Below are 20,391 nucleotides of genomic sequence, written 5' to 3' on the forward strand. Positions count from 1 at the left end.
TGGTGGTGGAGAGTGGGATTTTGGGCAAGAAGCTCAGTGGCTGCCAAAAGAGCATGCTGAAGGCGCTGGGGGCTGAGGTAGACGAGACTGGTGTCTATGGTCAAGGTGACCGCAAACAAGGGGCGTGGGAGCTCAAGGCCTATGCGGCCGAACGCTACGCGGACCAAGCACCTGTCATCGTTGGAATTGACGCGGATTGCACCCTCTGCGGGCCGGTGGACGACATCCTGCTGCAGTGTGAGCGCACGGGTGAGTTCCTAGGAGGCAAGGATGGCGATGGGGTGGTGTACGACAAGTCTTACGAACCCTATGGGTTCCCGGTGCCTGCCCGAAATGACGCCTACATGTCAACTTCACTGTATTTCTGCAAGACCACGCAGATCGCGAAGGAGGTCCTCGCTGAATGGGCAGATTGTTGTGCGAAGTCCGTCTTTGGCTCCAATGGCATCTTTCATGGACATGGAGACCAGGGGGTGCTCAATGCGATCCTTTACAAGCGGCGCGCCGACGTCTCAGTCAGGCTGTTGGAAAACGATCTGTGGAGTCAGCACTGGGTCTATTGGCAGCGGCCGCTGGAGATTCGTGATGGACGGCTCTTCAATCTGACTCTTCAAAAACATCAACGATCACTGCATGGATCAGGGGGCGAAAAGCCGTGGGATCTGTCATATAGGGCGAGACTTGAAAAGTACCCGCATGTTCAAGTCAGCTATGCCTGGTTTTTGGCGTTTCTGGAGCGGGCATGGAAGATGGCGGGGACTGACCCGGCAAAAACCTTGGAAGTGCAGAGCCAGCACCTGATTCGTGACTTGGACCTCTACAGAGGGACAATTGAGCAGTTGGTGCTTGATGGACCTTTGCCTGTGCTGCCGGGGCAACCGCTGGTGAAGCGGGCTTTTCGTCAGGGGCTGTCAAAGAAGAAGCGGGTAGATGAGCAAGTTCAGCCGGCCGCCCATGAAAGTTGACTATGTGTGCTTGAACCTCTTGAGGCGGCCAGATCGTCGATTTTTGGTGGAGTCGACGCTCCCCCAGGAAATGGCTGGACTGCTGCGATTTGTTCCAGCGGTTGATGGGGGGATGATTCCGTCCTCACGTGTGCGGCGTTGGAAAATTGGAAACACCGGGTATGCCGTCAACTTGAGCAAACGCCTTGTACTGCGAGAGTTCTTGCGGGGCGATAGTGATGTCCTGTTCTTCTTTGAAGATGACGTGAAGTTCGAACGAGACTTCTGGGAAAAGTATCAATGGATGCTTGCGAATGCGCCGTCTGATTGGGCCATGTTGTTCTTGGGGGGAGATCATTCTCAAGCGCCGCAGTCCACAAGTGTATCCGGGATAGTGAAGTGCGTCAGGACGCATCTGAACCATGCGTTGCTCATCAAACGTGATGCGGCCCGGGAAATTCTCCGCGAGATCAACCGCAAGCCGTTCCGCCATTGCTTAAGTGACCAGACGATTGCCTGGCTCCAGGATAAACTGCCGACCTATGCGCCGGCCAAGTTCGCTGCGGGTCAACGAAGGAGTCGGAGCGACAACAATGGGGGCGTGAAAGGCGATCAACTTTGGCGTCCGTTTTCAGACTGTGCCACCAGGATGGACGACGATGAATTGGCCGTTCTGTATGGATCAACTCGTCCGGGTTCGCGGATTACACAATGGGGGGCGAGCGGTGCCACCTTGCTCCTTGCCAGATGGGTGGGGGATGCTGGACTGGTGCACTGTTTCGAGAATGATCACCGCGCGAGCACTTCAGTACAACAGGCGTTGGCGAAGGAAGGACTGACGTCCCGGGTGAAGTTCCATCAGACCTCGTTGACCTTGGGAGTCCGCCCGCGGCGTCCGATGAGAGAAGGGGCGTTCACTTCTTACCCACTTCGTTGTCTGGAAGCGGCAGGTGGTAGGGTGTTTGACATGGGCATTGCAGACGGGCCGTACCGGGTGGAATGCGCGAAGATTGCTGCAGCCTTTCTTGGTAGTGGGTCGCTGTTCTTTTTGCCGGGGTGGAGGGCTGACGAGGCGGGCCGACATGCGAGACGGCAAAGAGAGTTGGAAGTGGATTATCACTTGAAGTTTGAAGTCCTTCATACACCTGGCACTATGGCCGTCTTTGAACGTCGCTGAAGTAGCGGAAGCGCGAGAAAATTTGGGAGGAAGGTTTGGGTGCACTTGATCCCTAGTTGGGTTTATGCACTTGTTCGAGATCTTTCCACGTGTACCCAAGCTGCTGCATGAGCCGTTCATCGAGAATTTCCTTCACATTCTGAAGCATCTTCGGAGTGTATTGTTCCAGGTATCGGCGCTCCCAGTACTTGTGGGAATCCATGGGGGCGCTTGAGCTCGAGCAGTTGTTGGTCATGCGGTTGGCGACCAGCAGCTTGTCGACTTCCACCTCCATAAAGGGATCATAGTCCGACAGCAGGTTGTGAAACGTCTTTGACTGCAAGGCCAGGGATTGGAGCATTTCTGCTCGTACAATCGTGCCCGATCCAGTTTCGTGAACACGGTTCAACCAATGTTGGTTCATGACATTCCATCGCTCAGCTGGAGAGGGCCAGAAGTAGTGGGGGCGGCGGAGGAACTCCTCAAAGGTCCAGGTGGGGGAGAATTGTGAACAAATAGTAGTGTCCTTGCCATGCTCACGTACGAAATACTCGTAGCAGGCCAACATCCAATCCAGAGGATGCCTGACGCAGATGATGATGAAAGTGTTCCCTAGCGCATTGGACGAGGGCAGCCATCCGTGTTTCCAGTAAACACTGCCAAAAAACTGAGTTGTACGGGGAGCATTTAGCTGTCGGCTGAATAAGAATTCTATCACATTCGTGCAGGTCCTTTGAAGACCGTGAACGAGGTATCGACGACGTGTATCGTGCCGTTCGAGCTGCCATGGCGGGGTGCATGAGTCAACGAAAACGCTCCCTTCCGGTCGAAGAAGTGCAGTGAGACCGCGTTCGCCCAAAAAGGCCAGTTGGCCTTCCGTGATGGTCCACCCTCTGAAACGAGGACTCGATCCAGGACCGATGGAACCGTCCGAAGACAGGGACAATGGCAACGGGGTGTCGTCGCCACGACTCAGTCGATAGTGCGGCCTTAACGTAAGTTGCTTGGTGAGGAGATCATCGGAAGGGTGGCTCGGCATCAATCTGATCATGCTGGCGCTGCCCCGCTCGACAGAGATCCAATGGCCGGGGTGGGCTTTGTCTTTGGCCAATTGTCGGGTATGTCCATTGGCCCAGCCCAGGTGGAGTTTACCGTTGAGGACGTGCCATCCTACTACGCCCGCATAATTGGTCTGGGTGGCATGTTCCTCCAGTAGGACTAGACGGTGGACCGACGCCCCGGTGCCCGCTAGCTTGTACACACTCTGGCCGATCAGTAGTTGGGCTAGTTGGGCATCTTCCTCAGAAATACTAGCAACGGGATCGTACAGCATGGGTTTCCAGGCTGCCGCGAGTTCGAGAAGATGCTGCAGGCAAGTTGCTCCGTTGGTGAGTGCGGCACGGGAGGAGGATTCGTCTAACAGCCAGGGGCGAGACGAGAGATCATTCCATGGGAAGGATGTTTTTTCATCGCTGCTTTCTCCTTCTGTCCCCCGAGGGGGATTGGTATCAATCTCATGAAACGGACTGTCCGTGGAATACCATGCCAGATTCAGAAGCTGTGCCTGAGCGGGGATGACTTTCTCAAGTTCTCTCGAGTGGTCGCAAAGATGTTTGCAGAAATACAACGCTTTCCAGTGCCGGAGCCGGTCAATCAATGCCGGAGCCGCCAGCGTGTCGACGCCATCGCGTGGTGCGAGGTCTAGTGTTCTCCAGATGAGGTGATTCTTGTTCCATTTGCGCGCCCCCCGCCAGAAAACGGCGCCAGAAGTGCGGAAACCTTCTGTCTCAAACAGTGTTTCCGGGCAGGCGAGGGGAGTGAGGAAAGGTGTGACGACCAAAACCTCATGGAATTTGGTATTGAGTAAAGCAAAAGTGTGCAAGTCCCTTGTGGTCGTCAGGACTGCAGGAAAGGTTTTTCGTATCGCTGCTGCGTCGAATACTTGCACATTGGGGATTCGAGCCAACAATTCTCGCATGCGGGTGGTGAGAGGACTGATCGCGCTGCAATACCATACCTCCACTGGCAAGGTGCTCCCCAGTCTGCGGAGTTCGCGCAATTGTACCCAAAGTGAGGGAAAGCTCTCCAGGCCGCCTGCGATGACGACAAGGCCCCGCCCTTGTGCAACTGGACTTGTGGGAGGGACGTATTTTCGGAGGAAGCTATCCCGAATGCGAAGGGGTGAAGATGCCTGGCTGGTGGAATTTGGTGTGGCCATGCAGATCGGTACTAGGGATGGAGAAATCTCGCCGGCCACTCTTAGCGACCGAGGTATTGAAACTGTTTGCAAACAACGGGGCCGGCGCGGAGTGGGAGACTCATTGTGGATAGGGGTTGGGGATTGGTTGCGCCGCACTGCGGCAGTCGCGGATGTGAAAACTGACGGATGCGATCGCCGGGTGAAGATGCTTCTTGTGCATCAATGAATGCCCAAATAGTATTTCTTGGCCACAAGAGCAACTGCAATCAGAATTCTTCCATGCGCGATCTGTTTTGCTTCATCTGGGGAACGTCAAGATCTGGCGATTTCGTTGCGAAGCGAGAATCGCAACCTTCGCCAGACAATGGACTCTGAGTACGTATGGAGGATCACGGTTCGAGACTTCGTTGCCGTCGGTCTGACCCATGGCAATGGCGTGACCGAACGCATTTCCGTCGAGCGGAAAAGTTTGACCGACGATAGTGTAATGAATTGACGAGCGTTAGGTAATGAACGCGATTGGAACATCAAGCATGACAAACATCTATCCCCGATATTCCAAAAACTTGCTGGAGGTCATGGTTGATGACTATCTGGACGACGTCGAAGCCTACCTGGCCCGAACGGGAAGGGCTGAATATCGATTGCGCAAGTCGTTTCAGATGGAGAACCTTCAGGGGGACGAGCTTTCGCGTATGCGAAACCGGAAGGTGTGCTGCATGTCACTTTTTTTCAAGCCGGCGAAGCAGGAGCAGATCAAGAATTCGCCTCAACGATCTTCTTCTGGGGAGATCATTGAGGAAGAGCTCCACAAGGTGCGGCATCCGGCATTTCAGGGGTCCCCGCGTTACGAATCAAGTTTCTGGAGCAGCTACCTCGAGAAGATCCTGAATTCGGACTTTGCAGACTGGGTGCCAGTTGCGTTTCTGGCGCGGGATCTTGGTTTTCTCCGCGATTCCCTCAAGGAGAGAGGCTGGATCGTAGTGCAGATGCGGCATGACAGCGTGGCGCACAATCCCGGAGCAATGTGGAGATACCTGGGTTTCAATTTTGACGCCAGATGCTGTTATTTTCAGGACACAGACCGGTCCTTTTCAAGCGCTCGGGCCGACAGGATGGCGAACCTGCTGACTTTGAGCCCGCGAGTGGCATTGGCGCGGCCCCTGCAGTGGTCGAACCACGGGGAGATGTCGGTCATCCTGGGCAATGATTTTGCCGTGAATCCGAGTCAAGTTCCCTTCGACTCGGCAAAAATGATGTTGGGCTACATCCTCCTCAGCATTTTGCACGAAGACCGGCTCAACAATTTCTGCTTTGAACCTGTGAGGAAACGGAACCTTGAGAAGGTGGCGCCCCTGAGTGCCCGGCACTTGAGAGAACACTTTGGCCCATTGCATCATGAAAGGGTGGGGGGCAAATGCTACCCTTACTACACATTCGACGAGCAATGGCTTAAGGAGTTTGTGTACTACCAGATGACCGAAGGGAGAATGGCTACCCTTTTGCTGGACCGGGTAAAAGAAGGTGATGAAGTTCAGGCTGCGGATATCGCGTTTCAGCGGGAACATGGGAATCTGTTGGTTTCCACGGAACCCAAAGGAGGTTCTTCAGATGCCATTGGCGGCTTGGGGCTCCCGTCAAAGCCTGCGAGGAGCCGCGGCATGAGTTTGGTGGGGCGACGGACGCCCGCTTGAGCAAGAAATTCACCCGGCATTCAATAATTTACTCTAGACAACACTAAAAAAAGTTCCGTACTTGGTTGCATGAAAAAAATCCTCGTTGCCTTGTTTGCTGCGTTGCTCCTGACTGCAGTGGTGCCGTGTGTGCAGGCTCAACAGCCTGCCAACAGACCAGATCGGACATTGATCGAGGTCTTGCCCTTTGCCCGGGAGTTCATGAACGAGAAGTTCAAACCCAACGATCGCGAGGTGCCGGACGAACTGAGAGCTACGACGACTGACAAGCTGCGCATCTTTGGGAAACGCAAACTCAACAAGACTGCTCCTGTTCGTGGGAGGGGATCGGCGCACTTTGGAAAAATTGTGCTCGTTCCTGTTGGAAACTGGAAGGGTGTTATCAACGTGAAGAGTCCTTCTGCGGACGATGTCACCTACTACTATGCCTCCATTGAGTTGGAGGGGGGGAAACTGGATACCAAAATCATCCAACTTTCGACTGGTGTGGACTACGCGTGGTCGGTCGTCAAGGGGCCCGCCCAAACCACTTTCAAAATCACGGACGGTGCGAAGGAAGTAGTGAGCCTTTCGGGGCCTGCAGCTTCCGTGAAAAGCGTCGGGTTCGCGTCAACGGTGCGCTACTTGGGCAATGAGGCCGACATCAGCGTGACCTTCGAATAGATGTTCCAGGATCATGCGGGGGCTTCACTCAGGAATCTCCCTGGTGAATATCCCCTTGGTCTCGCCACAGAGAAGTAGTCGACGAGAGTCAGTTGCCTAAGGTAGAGAGGACGTTGGATTCGTCCAGCGGCAGGCAGGAGATGACGGCGAGGAACGTTCTCACGAGGCAGTAGTATAGCCAGACGAGAATGGCACTGACTCAAGCTGCATCCTTTTTGCGAATCTGGCGCTGGGCGCGGTGCGGGATCTCCCTCATCTCGTGCCGGGGTTTGGTCATCAGCTGGTAGTTTTTGGGCCGTCGTGTCTTGCATCGCGGCTCCCGTCGATGTGGCCTTTGCTGGAACGGATTGTTGGGAATGCGCTCCAGTATTTCTGCCGAGTCGGTGTTGGGACTGGCAGGCGCTGGAGGCACTCCACAAGCGCCACTGCCACATAGCACAACGGCTCTAGAGTGTGTCGATGTGGATGAGTTCGAATGCAGCTTGAATGCGGTTGCAAATCCTCCATCTTGCACCACGGATCACCATTGCAGGGTGGGTATTGCGTGCGGCGGCTGGAGGTGCACGGTCTAATTTCCCTGGAAATCTGAAAGTAGATATCTCGCCATGAAAAAAAACGTTTGGACTGCGTTCTTACTGGTGATTGGCTTTGCAGGCTTTGCGGCCGCGCAGGATGCTGGTGATCTCCCGAAGGTGCTTAGGGCGACTGTCTCGGCATATGAGCAGCTTCTGAGTGAGAGTGAACTGGCGGCGACGGGGCAATATGAAGTCAAGGTGCTTGACACTCACAAGCCCATTCAGCGGTTCAGGGATATCTACTTCTCGCAGAAAAAAAAGCGGCCTATCATTGATGATCAGGCCTTCGACGCTGTCTATGCCAGGCTGGTGGGGAACTGGCCAGGTGACACTCCGTGGGAAGGGCTTTTTATCGGCGAAGGCCGCCATCTGAAGTCGGGAAACGAGGAGCAGTTCTTTGATGGTTCTATTTATGCCCAGCGCACCATAGGGGGTAATGTGATTGTTTTGAATGACGAGGCGATTCTCACACGCGTTCCTGACTACCTGGGTACCTTTTCCACGTTAAATAGCAATTTGGAGTTTGGAAAGTCGTTTGGAGACTCCTGGTCATCTTCAGGTGTTTCTCTTGTGGAACTTCTGGATCAAGCCATGAGCCCGAAGGCCGAAATCACTCTGGAGGGCGACTATCTGAAGTGCACGATACCTGCGTTTGGAGGTGTTTCCAACGTCGATCTAAGGATCCAGATCGAGCTTGAGCCCGGAAAGGTATTCCTCCCCAAGACCATATGGGTTGCGAGGTCCTTGGCGGGAAAAAACGTTCCCATTGAACTCCTCAATGGTTCCAAGATTGAGTACATGGACTACCGCCTCGTCAATGGAAAGATCTATCTGCCCTACGCGATCAAGGGCACTAGCTATACAAGCCTCGAATCAAGCTTTGACGACCCTCAGTTGCGCGATGAATTGTTTAAGCATACGAAATTGCGAGTTGATCCAGGAGTGGTGATTCCCCTCGTGGAACACACGCTTCGTATCAACTCATTGACGCTGCGCCCCAAGGCGGACGGCAGTTCGATTCAACTTCCTGTTACCGTGGGTACTATCGTGAAAGATAGAATGCTCAACAAGGAGTATATTTTTGAAAACTCCATTTTAAAGAAAGCCAACGGACTCAAGAATGACTCGAAGAATAAGTATACTTCTCTGCATTAAGAATTCGGGATTTCAAAGAGCTGGAAGTTTTCAGTTACCAAGGATTGCAGATATCTGCGATTGGCTTCGCTCAGTGAGTCAAGATACTCATCGATTGCCGCCCTGAAGAGCGCAAAGCTCTCAAAGTACTTGTTTCTCAAGCATCGAGTCTTCACCAGTCGCCACACCCGCTCGATAAGATTCAAATTCGGTGAGTAGGGTGGCAGGTAGAGTAGCTCTATGCCAAGCCCTTCAGCCACCTCCCCCACCAGCCGGCTTCTTTGATACCGAGCGTTGTCCATCACCAGGGTTATGGGCTCGTTTCCATAGGTTTCGTATATCTTGGTGATCAAGTCACACACCACCTGCTCATTGATCGAGTCCGTGGTGCGAATGCTGACAAAATCATGATCGCGGGTCTCCACGGCTCCCAGCACGTTGTAACGTTGCCGCCCACTGGCGCTGGGTACGAAGATCCGGGTGAAAGACCAGATCATGCCCAAAAACGAACCCAGCACAAAATGGGCGGCATCAACGAAAAAAACCCGCCTTCGCCCCTGCTGAGCCTCGTCCAGGCGGGGCAGCAACTCTTCATGAAGGAACTCAAATTGCAGTTGCACATCTGCTCCCCCGGGCACCGCGGCGGTCTTGCGAAACTTCAAGCCCAAGCCGATCATGATCCTCCTGGCCTGGGCGTCGGAGAGCCGGATGCCGCTGATTTGCTCGATTCTGGCAGCACCTTCACCTGAGGTGGCGACCGGATCTTGCTCAAAAGACTTGGCAATGTGCTCCAGCCATGGAGCAACACTGCTGGTGGGCCTGTAATAGCGGTCCTCCAAGAGCCCGGCCAACCCGCCATCACGGTAGAGCTTGAGATAGTTGGTGACGGTGTCCTCGCAGAGGCTGAGCGCCTGGGCAATGGCCTGATGTGGGACCTTGAGATGATGCAGCCGCACCGTCATCAACCGGTGGCGGGTCCGCAGGTCAATCTCTGGATCGTCGAGTTCTTCGGCAATAGCTTCAAGGTCTTCGCTGCACAAATCAATCTTGATCATGTGTCTATAGTACTTCCATCGAACCTACTAGCAACCACATAACAACCGAATCCGAAATCTTCATGCAGAGAAGTATAGTTTGGGGACTTCTGTCGCCGCCTTGGTGATCTTCGGCAGGGGCAGGCTGCGGCTGTCACCGGACCAGTCATGCGATGCATGCTATCCCTTAGGCGGGGGCTCCAGGGGGAATCTTAAGACCATCGAAACCGATGTGTCATGGTGAAAATAGTCGGCTCTTTGTGATCCCGATGTTCCAGCGTAATCGACAACGAGTCATCCGTGTCAAATCTATGCACGCAACTCTCCGCAGACTCTTGTAGCCGGGCAATCCGAGGATGTGGCCGCGCACGTCTCGCGGGCAGTGCACTCTTGTGCGGCAATAATTGAGCAAAGTTGGGCAAGATCGGCTGTGAACAAGACTGCCCAAGGTGCGACTTGTCCCTCTGAACCGGGATCAAGTTCACAAGAGTGGCTTGCCTGGTGTGGATCTTATGAATGCCCCCACCCCTACGTTGCGGCAGTCCGGAGGCTTGAATGCAAGCAGGTCTGGAATATACAGGTTGCTGTCGTTTGGTCAACGTTACAAGACAAGGCTTGCCTGGGGCGTTGGGCTGGTGGGGGGCTTGGTGGTGGCCGTGTGGTTTTACCTAAACCAAGGTGACAAGGATGGCCAAGTGGTGCACGGCAATGGGCGCATCGAAGCGACGGAGGTGGACATTGCGACAAAGACTGCCGGCCGGCTCGATGAGGTGCTGGTAAACGAGGGGGATTTTGTTGTCGAGGGGCAGGTTCTTGCCCGCATCCAATCGGACTCCATTCAAGCCCAGCTAGCCGAAGCGGAGGCGCAGCACCGCCAGGCCAGAAATGCCGTGATCAGTGCCTCAGCCCAAGTGCGAGCGAGGGAGAGTGACAAGCTGGCCGCCGAAGCAGTCGTGGTGCAGAGAGAAAGTGAGCTTTACGCCGAGAGGCTCCGCCTGGATCGTTCCGAGGCTTTGGCCAAGCGTGGAGCGCTGGCCGTGCAGACTCTGGACGATGATCGGGCCAGGGTAAAGAGTTCGGAGGCCGCCATCAGTGCCGCCAAGGCGCAGGTTGCAGCGGCAGAGGCCGCTGTGGAGGCCTCGAAAGCACAAATGGAAGGGGCCAATTCCACTGTGGAGGCCGCTGGTGCGACCATCGCCCGAATCAAGTCGGATATAGCCGACTGCACTCTGTTGGCACCTCGGGCTGGGCGGGTGCAATATCGCATCACACAGCCGGGAGAGGTGCTCGGGGCAGGAGGAAAGGTGCTCAATATCGTGGACCTGAGCGATGTTTACATGACCTTCTTCCTGCCTGAAACAGTGGTTGGGCGTGTGCCATTGGGAGCTGAGGCTCGCATAATCCTCGACGCCGTTCCCCAGTATGTCATTCCAGCGCGGATCACCTACGTGGCGAGTGTCGCCCAGTTCACCCCCAAAACGGTAGAGACGGCCAGTGAACGGCAGAAGCTGATGTTCCGCGTGAAGGCGCGGATCGATCCGGAGCTTTTGTTGAAGCATCTCCAGCAAGTCAAGACGGGGGTGCCGGGTACTGCCTGGCTGAATCTGGAGGCTGGCGCTTCCTGGCCCTCCCACCTGAGTATCAAGGTGCCCGAATGAAGGAGGCGGCCCACATGACCGTGGCTCCCATCGCCCGATTGCGGGAGGTTTCACTCCGGCATGGCAAGACCATCGCGCTGGACCGGGTTAGCATCGACGTTCCAGCGGGCTGTATGGCGGGCCTGATAGGTCCCGACGGTGTGGGGAAGTCCAGCCTGCTTTCGCTTGTCACCGGAGTGCGCGCCTTGCAAGAGGGGGAACTGGAAGTGCTGGGCGGAAACATGCGCCACAAGCCGCACCGCGATCAAGCGCGCCCGCGCATCGCCTACATGCCGCAGGGTTTGGGGAAAAACCTCTACGGGACTCTCTCGGTCGAGGAGAACCTCCAGTTCTTCGGGAGGTTGTTTGGCCATGGCCGGCTCGCACGGCGGCAGCGAATTGACCAGCTTACCGAGAGCACTGGCCTGCATCATTTCCTTGATAGGCCGGCCGGCAAGCTGTCGGGTGGCATGAAGCAAAAGCTGGGGCTCTGCTGCGCATTGATCCACGACCCGGATCTCATGGTGCTGGATGAACCCACCACGGGAGTGGATCCCTTGTCTCGTCGTCAGTTTTGGGACCTCATTCACAGCATCCGCTCCGAGAGACCTGCCATGAGCGTGATCGTGGCCACGGCTTACATGGAGGAGGCAGACGGTTTTGACTGGCTGGTGGCTTTGGATGGAGGACGAGTGCTGGCCGCCGGGGCACCGGAAGATTTTCGCCAGCGCACTGGCACCACCACGCTGGAAGAGGCGTTTGTCGCCCTGTTACCCCAGGAAAAAAGACGGGGACACCATCCCGTGGTCCCGTCACCCCCCTGCATTTCAGACAATTCTGTCGTGGCCATTGAGGCCCAGAACCTGACCATGCGATTTGGCAGTTTTGTAGCCGTCGATCATGTGGCGTTTCGCATTCATCAGGGGGAGATCTTTGGATTCCTGGGGTCGAATGGATGTGGGAAGACCACAACGATGAAAATGCTCACTGGCCTTTTGCCGGCAAGCGAAGGTTCGGCGTGGCTTTTCGGTAAAACGATGAACCCAGAGGACATCAGCATCCGTCACCGGGTTGGATACATGTCGCAGGGATTTTCGCTGTACGCGGAATTGACCGTCGGTCAGAATCTTGTGCTTCATGCCAGGTTGTTTCATGTACCCGGCGCGCATCTCCCGGACCGGGTCCGGGAGATGCTGGCGCGCTTCGGCCTGGAAGACGTACAGGATGCTCTGCCTGACCACCTGCCGCTGGGCATCCGTCAGCGTCTTTCTCTCGCGGTAGCCATGGTGCACCACCCAGACCTGTTGATCTTGGACGAGCCGACTTCTGGAGTGGATCCAATCGCCCGTGACCACTTCTGGCACCTGATCACCGACCTGTCGCGAAGAGATCGGGTGACGATCTTCATCTCCACGCATTTCATGAACGAGGCATCCCGCTGTGACCGCATTTCACTCATGCATGCGGGGAAGGTTCTAGAGTGCGATGCCCCCGGCGAGATCGTGCAAAAGCGAAAAGCCCGCAATCTTGAAGAGGCCTTCATCGAATGCCTCGAAGAAGCCCAGGGCGGGAGTGCGAATGCTGTCCCTACGAGGGATTCGCCCGCGGGGAAGCTCCCGTCGTCCTTGGCGGCGGGCTCATCCGCCATGCGTCAGAAGTGCTTTAGTCCCGGGCGCTCGGTCAGTTACATGTGGCGTGAGGCACTGGAACTCCGCCGCGATCCCGTGCGTGCCACCCTGGCCCTTTTGGGCACGGTGATCCTGATGTTTATCATGGGCTATGGCATTAGCATGGATGTGGAGGACATGACATTCGCCGTGCTTGACCACGACCAGACCGGCCTTAGTCAGGGTTATACACTGAACCTCGCCGGTTCACACTATTTCATCGAACAGGATGCTCTGGGGAGCTACGAAGATCTGGACCGGCGCATGCGGGCAGGAAAACTGTCACTCGCGCTGGAGATCCCTTCCGGATTTGCCCGGGACATTCAGCGCGGCTCTTCGGTCCAGATTGGAGTGTGGGTGGACGGAGCCATGCCGCAACGCGCTGAGACCGTGGTGGGCTACATACGTGGCATGCATCAACTCTGGCTGCAGGACGTAGCGAAGCGGCAGCTGGGACAGTCCCTGCCATCCGTCGCGACCATTGAGGTCCGCTATCGATACAATCCGGACGTGAGAAGCCTGCCTGCTATTGTGCCGGCGGTGATCCCCATCCTGTTGATGATGATCCCAGCGATGCTCACCGCACTTTCCGTCGTCCGTGAGAAGGAGATGGGATCGATCATCAATCTTTATGTTACGCCCGTGACACGCGTGGAGTTTCTTCTGGGGAAACAGTTGCCCTATATCGGGCTTGGGCTTTTGAATTTCCTCCTGATGACATTTCTTGCACAGACCTTCTTTGGCGTGCCGGTCAAAGGGGATTTCGCTACCCTGTTCGCGGCCGCTGCCGTTTACGTTGCCTGCGCCACGGGGTTCGGGTTGTTGGCGTCCATCTTTACCCGAAGCCAGATCGCGGCACTCTTTACCACGGTGATCGGCACCATGTTGCCCTCCATTCAGTTTGCGGGCATGATCAACCCGGTTTCCTCGTTGGAAGGAATGGGGGCAGTCATTGGCCACCTGTTTCCAACCACGCACTTTCTAACGATCAGCCGCGGCGTCTTCGGCAAAGCGTTGGGGTTCTCAGACCTGCATGCAAGCTTCTGGCCATTGATCTTGGCTGCTCCGGTTATTTTTGGGTCTGCCGTCCTGCTGCTTCGTAAACAGGAATCCTGAATTGTCATGCGGCACATGGGGAACATTTTCAGATTGGGGGTGAAGGAGTTCTGGAGCCTTGCCCGGGACCCGATCATGCTCATGCTGATTGCGTATGCTTTCACGGTGATGATCTATGTGGCCGCCACCGCGCTGCCCGACACACTGCACCATGCCCCGATTGCCATTGTGGATGAAGACGGTTCTCCGCTCTCCGCGAGGATTGTGGCGAGCTTCTATCCACCACGATTCAAATCGCCTGCACTGATCACTCTGGACCAGATGGACGCTGGGCTTGATTCCGGAGTCTATACATTTGTGGTGGACATCCCGCCCAACTTCCAGCGTGACGTGCTGGGGGGGCATACGCCGAAGATTCAGGTCAACGTGGATGCCACGCGAATGAGCCAGGCTTTCACCGGTACTGCCTATGTACAGGAGATCATCATGGACGAGGTCAACGAGTTTGCGCAGCGCTATCGCAGCAGCACCCGACCGCAGGTGGATCTGGCCATTCGTACCCGTTTCAATCCCAACCTGGAGCAGTCCTGGTTTGGCGCTCTGATGGAGATCATCAACAATGTGACCATGCTCTCCATTATCCTCACCGGTGCCGCTCTGATCCGCGAGCGGGAGCATGGGACCGTTGAACACCTGCTGGTGATGCCGGTCACCCCGGGGGAGATCATGCTCTCCAAGGTATGGTCCATGGGGCTCGTCGTGTTGGTGGCCGCGGGAGGCTCCCTGATGTTTGTCGTCCAAGGCTTGTTGAAAGTGCCTGTGGAAGGCTCTGTGGTCCTGTTTCTTGCAGGAGCCTCTTTGCACTTGTTCGCCACCACCTCCATAGGCATCTATTTGGCGACATTGGCGCGGAACATGCCTCAATTTGGCATGCTAATGATCCTGGTGCTTTTGCCTTTGGAGATGCTCTCGGGTGGTCTCACTCCTCGGGAGAGCATGCCTCAGTTGGTACAGAACATCATGCTGGCGGCGCCCACCACTCATTTTGTGGAGATCGGACAGGCCATCCTCTACCGAGGGGCCGGCATTGAGGTGGTGTGGCGTCCGTTTCTGACTTTGCTACTCATTGGCAGCGCATTCTTCGCCCTGTCTCTTGCCCGCTTTCGCAAAGCCATCGCTCAAATGGCGTGAAACTTACGCGATGATGCGCCTTTGGAAGGCAGCCGACTTTCGCAATACGCATCCTCTCAAGAGGATGGGCCGAAGAGTGAATCGAAACACTACAGAGCGATGGATAGAGAGAACGCGAACTCACGAGCGTTCCATCCCTTGTGAGTAAAGCAGATTCGCAGAGCGTATGGAAACAGCGTATGGAAACTGATCTCGGTGCCTGGGGAAGGGGGGGACTGAAGGCAAAGTTGACGGGATTAAGAAGAATGATAAATGGCTGACTCAGAAAGTTGAGGTAAAAGATTATTGAGCAGGCTGGGCATCTTATTCAGAGATACCCATTGCCTCCCGAACCTAAATGAGTGAATCGGTTAAAGCTCTTTGCTTGAGTTTTCTTTCCTGAGAATTTCGGCCAGTGCCGGGTTGGGGAAACGGCGGCTTGGCGTAATCGCATAGAAGCTCTCTCTAATGCCTGCCACACGATGACGCTCTACGAGAAGACCGGTGTCCAGTTCACCCCGCACGACGACAGGCGGAACGAGCGCCAGACCGGCACCTTCTCGGGCTAGAAGACGCAGCATTGCCATGTCGTCCACCTCGGCGGCGATAATGGGCCTGATGCCTAGTTGCTCAAGCACGAGGTCGAAAGCGACGCGGATGTTGCTGTCGAGGCTCGGAAGAACGAGTGGAGTCGTGCGTAGATCTTCGGGGAAGCTGAACTTTTTCTGCGTTCGTGTGCGCAGTCCGATGAGGCTGACTGGTTGTTCGTCAAGGAGGTGGCTGTGCCAGTTGGTTTCGGCATCGCGATGCACAGGAAGGTTGGAGAGAACGGCGTCGAGGGTATGGGCGCGAAGCTGGGCGAGCAAATTGCGGAGGTTGCCGGAGCGGATGATCAATTCTACGTCGCTGCGGCCAATGAGTGGGCGCAGGAGCGTGAGCTGGAAGTTGCGCGACAATGTGGCGACGGCACCGACGCGCAGGACTTGGCGGCGACCGGAGTCCCTGTTCCGGAGCACGTCCAGCAGCTCCTCTCCCGATCGGAAGATGGACTGGGCGTAGTCCAGTGCGATGCGCCCGGCTTCCGTAAGGACGAGGGTTTTATTCTGCCGATGAAACAACGGCTGGCCGAGACTGTCTTCCAGGCTGCGGAGTTGGGTGCTCAGGGCGGACTGGGAGAGCTTAAGGCGTTCCGCTGCGCGCGTGAGGCTTCCTTCGTTGGCAATGGCTCGGAAATAGCGGAGGTGGTGATAGTTCAGAGAGGACATTCGTCACTTCTATTTAAGCGAACGAAACTGCGCAAAAGATATATTGGAACGAACGAAGATTTTCAAGATACGTTGGGACGCCTTATGAATCTGCCGTCCACCGATCCCACTCATCCGATCTTCTTCGTTTCCGCAGTCGCGGCGGGCCCATTGGTGATGCTCGCGGCAGCGCTCGTTCCCTCAAGGTTGGCCAATCGCCACGGGCGAAGGTTTGCAGCGCTCGCCTCGTGGTTGTCGCTGGGAGTTTTTGTTGTGGCGTTGTCCGCAGGCATCGGGTTCTTGTTCGCGGGCCCGTTGGTGGCTGGAGGGCTGGGCGTCGGCTCGGTGCGGATTGGGGTTTACTTCGACATGCTCTCTGCGGTGATGCTGCTGCTCGTCTCCTTCCTCGGCGCGGTGGTGGTGCGCTTTGCAGGAAATTACCTCGCCGGCGACCCGCAACAAGGCAAGTTCACCAAATGGCTGTGCGTAACGATCGGCTCCGTGCTTGTGCTTTGCATCTCGGGCGACCTGCTTATGTTCACTCTCTCGTGGACAGCGACGAGCCTGAGCCTGCACAAGTTGCTTACTTTCCATCCGGACCGGCCGGCTGCGATGCTGGCAGCGCGGAAGAAGTTCCTCATCAGCAGGCTCGGCGATGCTTGCCTTGTCGGGGCGCTGGTGATGACCTGGCAGTGCTTCGGCACCTGGAATTTCACGGAGATGTTCGCCGCGGCGGCCGTCCTGCGTGAGCAGGGTGGAGCGTACCCATCCTGCCTTGGTTGGACGAGCGTGCTGCTCGTCGCCGGAGCGCTCCTGAAGTCGGCGCAGTTTCCCTTTCACAGCTGGCTGCCGGACACGATGGAGACGCCGACGCCTGTTTCGGCGCTTATGCACGCGGGCATCATCAACGCGGGCGGCTTTCTGGTCGTGCGGCTCAGCCCCATCATCGCAGGGGCGCCCGCCGCGCTCAATGCCCTGGCGGTGGTGGGTGCCTTTACCGCGCTCTTCGCCTCGCTGGTCATGCTGACGCAGACCAGCGTAAAGCGCTCGCTCGCCTACTCGACCATCGCGCAGATGGGCTTCATGATGCTACAGTGTGGCCTTGGGGCTTTCGCGCTTGCGGTGCTACACATCGTCGCGCACTCACTCTACAAGGCGCACGCATTTCTCTCCTCTGGCAGCATCGTCAGCATGACGAGGTCGGCTTGGGTGCCGTCGGAACGACCCGGGGCGCATCCCCTCATTCTTGTTATCACGCTCAGTTCGGCAATCGCGCTCACATGGGGTGTCGGGGCGATCTTCAAACTCAGCCCCGCGAGTGACGCTGGGGTGATGCTGCTTGGTGCGGTGTTCATGATGGGCCTGGCGCATTTGCTCTGGAATCTCTGGGCGTCCTCACATCGTTCCTCGTTGGTGGATTGGGGCCTGCTGGTTGGCGGGGGCGTGGCCATCGCGTATTTCGCGCTGCACGCGGCCTTTGAGAAGCTGCTGGCGTCCTCGGTCGCGTCCTATACACCGCTGCGGTCGCCGCTCGAATTCGGCGTCATGGCCATGGTCGTCCTGCTCTTCATGGCCGTGCTGGTTCTGCAATCGCAACTGCCGTGCTGGTCGGCGACCCGCCTCGGCCGCGTGTTCTATGTGCATGCCTCACAGGCCTTTTACCTGGGCCAGTTCGCCAACCGTCTGACGCTCGCCATTTACGGCAAGAAGGCCGTCTGAACAACTCCCGCCCAACCACGCTCATGACCATTACCCACGCTCCAAACTCCGACGCCTGCGCGACCGTAAATCCCTCCGCCGTTCTCGACGCCGCCCGAGCCGCGTGCAAACGCATCGCGCCACTCTGGCCGCTGCAAAACTTCGTCGCGGTGAATCCATTCGTCGGCCTGACCGAGAGGCCTTTCCTTGAAGCGTGCGAACTTGTCCGGCGAGTCGCGCCAGGTGGCATGCAGATGCCGCTGGAATTCTACCGCGAAAAATACTCAGCGGGTGAAATCACCAATGCCGATCTGGACATGGCGCTCGCCCAAGCAAGGAAAACCCTGCTGGGACAGAATGCAGACGCGCTCGCGAGACTTGACGCGGAGAGCCTCAGGCAAGCGGTGACAGCGGAACCTTCGCCATCGTCGTGGAATGCAATCGTTACTGTCGCGGAGGCGGTGGATTGTGTGCATGGTACCGAGTGGGAAGTGGCCGTCACCGAAACCATCGCACAGTTTTGCTCGGAATATTTTGATGCTGGACAATCAGCCTGGCGGCTGCCATGGCGGACGCTTCCGCTCTACGCAGCGTGGCGCGAGAAGGCCTCAATCAACCTGAACGCCGAAGTCCTCGGTCTGCGCAACTTCCGCCGGTGGGTGAAAGCGCTGCCAGATGACGCGGAGCAGGCACTTGCCTTGTTCATGCAAAAGTTCGGCGTGGCTGAGGAGGAAGCCGCTGACTTCTGCCACCGGCAGCTTATGAGCATCCGTGGCTGGGCCGGACATGTTCAGTATCGCGTGCGCGAAAACAGCATGCATGGTCGGGGCGACGACACGCTGCTGCAACTGCTCTCCATCCGTCTCGCTTACGATGCGGCGCTCCTCGCACAGTTTGACAGCCCGTCGTTGCGCGAGTTCTGGCCCGCGGCATCCCATGCAATGCCCGCTGATCACCAAGAAGTGCTCCAGGCCATGCTCTGGCAGCTCGCGCATGAACACGCCTGGCAGCGCCAGTTTCTCGGAAAACTGTGTGTCGCCAAGGCCGCCCTCAGCCTGGAGCGGCCCGCCGTGCAGGCTGTGTTTTGCATTGATGTACGATCGGAAATTCTCAGGCGGGCGCTCGAAGCCGCGACACCGAAAATCGAGACCATTGGTTTCGCTGGCTTCTTTGGCCTGCCGATCGAATACATTCCCTTCGGCCAGAAAGATGGCACCTCCCAGTGCCCGGTGCTGCTCACCCCGAAATTCCGGGTGCGCGAGACGCTGCGGAAGGCGACGGCAGAAGCCGTCAACACGGAATGGAGGCGGCAGCAGCTCGGCAAGCGGCTTACTTATTCGTGGAACTCGTTCAAGACATCTGCCATCTCATGCTTCTCGTTCGTGGACACGGTGGGTCTCGCCTTCGGCGCAAGGCTCTTCCGCGACGCCTTCGCCCCTGGGGCGGCAAATCATGCGCACAAAAGTGCGTGCGTACCGCACCTTGGAAAATGCGAAGCGGACAAGACTGGCATCGCCATCGAAGACCGTGTGCAACTTGCCCTCGGGGCGCTGCGCAACATGGGTTTGACGAAAAACTTTGCCCGAGTTGTCCTGCTCTGCGGTCACGGAAGTGAGACTGCAAACAATCCTTACGGCTCCGGCCTCGACTGCGGGGCCTGCGGAGGGCATGCTGGCGATGCCAATGCACGCGTCGGTGTGGCAATTCTCAACGACACCGCGGTCAGAGAGGCGCTCAAGGGACACGGCATCCACATTCCGGCGGACACCTGTTTCCTCGCGGGACAGCACAATACCACGACCGACCACGTCACGCTCTTCGACCTCGACGACGTGCCTGCCTCGCATCGCGGAGACCTCGCGGAACTCCAAAATTGGCTCGCCACAGCTGCGAGAACCACCCGGCGCGAGCGGGCCGCATTTCTTGGTCTCGACAGCACCTCTCCGAATCTCGATGCGCAGGTGATCGCCCGGAGCCGCGACTGGGCACAAGTCCGGCCGGAGTGGGGCCTCGCGGGTAACGCTGCGCTCGTCGCCGCGCCGCGCTTGCGGACCAAGACCGCGAACCTCGGCGGCCGCGTCTTCCTGCACAATTACGACCACCGCGCTGACACCGCCGACAGCACGCTAGAACTCATCATGGTCGCTCCTGTGGTCGTCGCGAACTGGATCAACCTCCAATATTATGCCTCGACTGTGAACAATGCCGTCTTCGGCAGCGGGAACAAGGTTACACATAACGTCGTCGGGACCATTGGTGTCTGTCAAGGCAACGGGGGCGACCTTCAGCTCGGCCTCCCGCTCCAATCTGTCCACGACGGTGCAAAATGGATTCACGACCCCATTCGGCTCCATGTCCTCATCGAGGCCCCGCGCGAACGCATCGCCGCCGTCCTTGCTAAGCATGAGAACCTGCGGCAGCTCGTGGACAACGGCTGGCTCCTGCTCTTCGCCATCGAGGATGAAGGGCAAACCTTGTTTCGTTATTATTCTGGCATGAAATGGGAATCCCTAGACTGA

General features: G+C 56.9%; 13 protein-coding genes. 10 read left to right on the forward strand and 3 right to left on the reverse strand.

Features of this window, described 5'->3' with window-relative positions; genetic code table 11:
- Nucleotides 1-53 precede the first annotated feature (53 nt).
- Together VSP_RS04425 and VSP_RS04430 are read left to right on the forward strand one after the other, a co-directional pair.
- Nucleotides 54-965: a hypothetical protein gene (locus VSP_RS04425; RefSeq protein ID WP_156345869.1), complete on the forward strand. Its 912-nt coding sequence runs from the start codon at nucleotides 54-56 to the stop codon at nucleotides 963-965.
- Entirely contained in the window at nucleotides 955-2,121 is a 1,167-nt protein-coding gene (locus VSP_RS04430) for a hypothetical protein (RefSeq protein WP_009959033.1), read from the forward strand. The genes VSP_RS04425 and VSP_RS04430 overlap by 11 nt, the downstream gene beginning before the upstream one ends.
- A 52-nt stretch (nucleotides 2,122-2,173) precedes the next feature.
- On the opposite strand, the gene VSP_RS04435 is transcribed toward VSP_RS04430, so the two are convergent.
- A complete protein-coding gene (locus VSP_RS04435; RefSeq protein ID WP_081452394.1) occupies nucleotides 2,174-4,318 on the reverse strand; it encodes an alpha-mannosyltransferase in 2,145 nt (714 codons plus the stop codon).
- A gap of 515 nt (nucleotides 4,319-4,833) precedes the next feature.
- Between VSP_RS04435 and VSP_RS04440 the strand changes: the two genes are divergently transcribed.
- The 3 genes from VSP_RS04440 (at nucleotide 4,834) to VSP_RS04450 (ending at nucleotide 8,387) form a co-directional block, all read left to right on the forward strand.
- A complete protein-coding gene (locus tag VSP_RS04440) occupies nucleotides 4,834-5,994 on the forward strand; it encodes a hypothetical protein (RefSeq protein ID WP_029190175.1) in 1,161 nt (386 codons plus the stop codon).
- 69 nt (nucleotides 5,995-6,063) lie between these two features.
- The gene (locus tag VSP_RS04445) at nucleotides 6,064-6,657 is read left to right on the forward strand and encodes a hypothetical protein (RefSeq protein ID WP_009959037.1); all 594 of its coding nucleotides are present in this window, start codon (nucleotides 6,064-6,066) and stop codon (nucleotides 6,655-6,657) included.
- A 605-nt stretch (nucleotides 6,658-7,262) separates the two neighbouring features.
- On the forward strand, nucleotides 7,263-8,387 hold the full coding sequence (locus VSP_RS04450; protein WP_009959038.1) for a hypothetical protein: 1,125 nt from the start codon (nucleotides 7,263-7,265) through the stop codon (nucleotides 8,385-8,387).
- Here VSP_RS04450 and VSP_RS04455 read toward each other — a convergent pair.
- A complete protein-coding gene (locus VSP_RS04455; protein WP_009959040.1) occupies nucleotides 8,384-9,421 on the reverse strand; it encodes an IS630-like element ISVsp12 family transposase in 1,038 nt (345 codons plus the stop codon). The genes VSP_RS04450 and VSP_RS04455 overlap by 4 nt on opposite strands.
- Before the next feature lie 563 nt (nucleotides 9,422-9,984).
- Between VSP_RS04455 and VSP_RS04460 the strand changes: the two genes are divergently transcribed.
- The 3 genes from VSP_RS04460 to VSP_RS04470 are packed head-to-tail and all read left to right on the forward strand — an operon-like array spanning nucleotide 9,985 to nucleotide 14,951.
- Nucleotides 9,985-11,058: an HlyD family secretion protein gene (locus tag VSP_RS04460; RefSeq protein ID WP_425509796.1), complete on the forward strand. Its 1,074-nt coding sequence runs from the start codon at nucleotides 9,985-9,987 to the stop codon at nucleotides 11,056-11,058.
- A gap of 14 nt (nucleotides 11,059-11,072) precedes the next feature.
- A complete protein-coding gene (gene rbbA / locus VSP_RS04465; RefSeq protein WP_232289543.1) occupies nucleotides 11,073-13,820 on the forward strand; it encodes a ribosome-associated ATPase/putative transporter RbbA in 2,748 nt (915 codons plus the stop codon).
- Between the two features lie 6 nt (nucleotides 13,821-13,826).
- Nucleotides 13,827-14,951 carry an ABC transporter permease gene (locus VSP_RS04470; RefSeq protein ID WP_009959044.1) on the forward strand — a complete coding sequence of 375 codons (1,125 nt, stop codon included), beginning with the start codon at nucleotides 13,827-13,829 and terminating at the stop codon, nucleotides 14,949-14,951.
- A gap of 350 nt (nucleotides 14,952-15,301) precedes the next feature.
- Here the strand turns inward: VSP_RS04470 and VSP_RS04475 are convergent, their stop codons facing one another.
- Complete coding sequence (locus tag VSP_RS04475; RefSeq protein ID WP_009959045.1) at nucleotides 15,302-16,195, reverse strand: LysR family transcriptional regulator; 894 nt, start codon at nucleotides 16,193-16,195, stop codon at nucleotides 15,302-15,304.
- A gap of 84 nt (nucleotides 16,196-16,279) precedes the next feature.
- Here VSP_RS04475 and VSP_RS04480 point away from each other — a divergent pair, with 84 nt between their 5' ends.
- Complete coding sequence (locus VSP_RS04480; RefSeq protein ID WP_009959046.1) at nucleotides 16,280-17,893, forward strand: proton-conducting transporter transmembrane domain-containing protein; 1,614 nt, start codon at nucleotides 16,280-16,282, stop codon at nucleotides 17,891-17,893.
- 23 nt (nucleotides 17,894-17,916) lie between these two features.
- On the forward strand, nucleotides 17,917-20,391 hold the full coding sequence (locus VSP_RS04485) for a YbcC family protein (RefSeq protein WP_009959047.1): 2,475 nt from the start codon (nucleotides 17,917-17,919) through the stop codon (nucleotides 20,389-20,391).

The organism is Verrucomicrobium spinosum DSM 4136 = JCM 18804, from assembly GCF_000172155.1.
GTDB classification, from domain to species: Bacteria; Verrucomicrobiota; Verrucomicrobiia; order Verrucomicrobiales; family Verrucomicrobiaceae; genus Verrucomicrobium; species Verrucomicrobium spinosum.

Coding starts and splice junctions, on each gene's coding strand:
- VSP_RS04425 (WP_156345869.1), top strand. CDS start 54: ATGCTGAAGGCGCTGGGGGCTGAGGTAGACGAGACTGGTGTCTATGGT.
- VSP_RS04430 (WP_009959033.1), top strand. CDS start 955: ATGAAAGTTGACTATGTGTGCTTGAACCTCTTGAGGCGGCCAGATCGT.
- VSP_RS04435 (WP_081452394.1), bottom strand. CDS start 4,318: ATGGCCACACCAAATTCCACCAGCCAGGCATCTTCACCCCTTCGCATT.
- VSP_RS04440 (WP_029190175.1), top strand. CDS start 4,834: ATGACAAACATCTATCCCCGATATTCCAAAAACTTGCTGGAGGTCATG.
- VSP_RS04445 (WP_009959037.1), top strand. CDS start 6,064: ATGAAAAAAATCCTCGTTGCCTTGTTTGCTGCGTTGCTCCTGACTGCA.
- VSP_RS04450 (WP_009959038.1), top strand. CDS start 7,263: ATGAAAAAAAACGTTTGGACTGCGTTCTTACTGGTGATTGGCTTTGCA.
- VSP_RS04455 (WP_009959040.1), bottom strand. CDS start 9,421: ATGATCAAGATTGATTTGTGCAGCGAAGACCTTGAAGCTATTGCCGAA.
- rbbA (WP_232289543.1), top strand. CDS start 11,073: ATGACCGTGGCTCCCATCGCCCGATTGCGGGAGGTTTCACTCCGGCAT.
- VSP_RS04470 (WP_009959044.1), top strand. CDS start 13,827: ATGCGGCACATGGGGAACATTTTCAGATTGGGGGTGAAGGAGTTCTGG.
- VSP_RS04475 (WP_009959045.1), bottom strand. CDS start 16,195: ATGTCCTCTCTGAACTATCACCACCTCCGCTATTTCCGAGCCATTGCC.
- VSP_RS04480 (WP_009959046.1), top strand. CDS start 16,280: ATGAATCTGCCGTCCACCGATCCCACTCATCCGATCTTCTTCGTTTCC.
- VSP_RS04485 (WP_009959047.1), top strand. CDS start 17,917: ATGACCATTACCCACGCTCCAAACTCCGACGCCTGCGCGACCGTAAAT.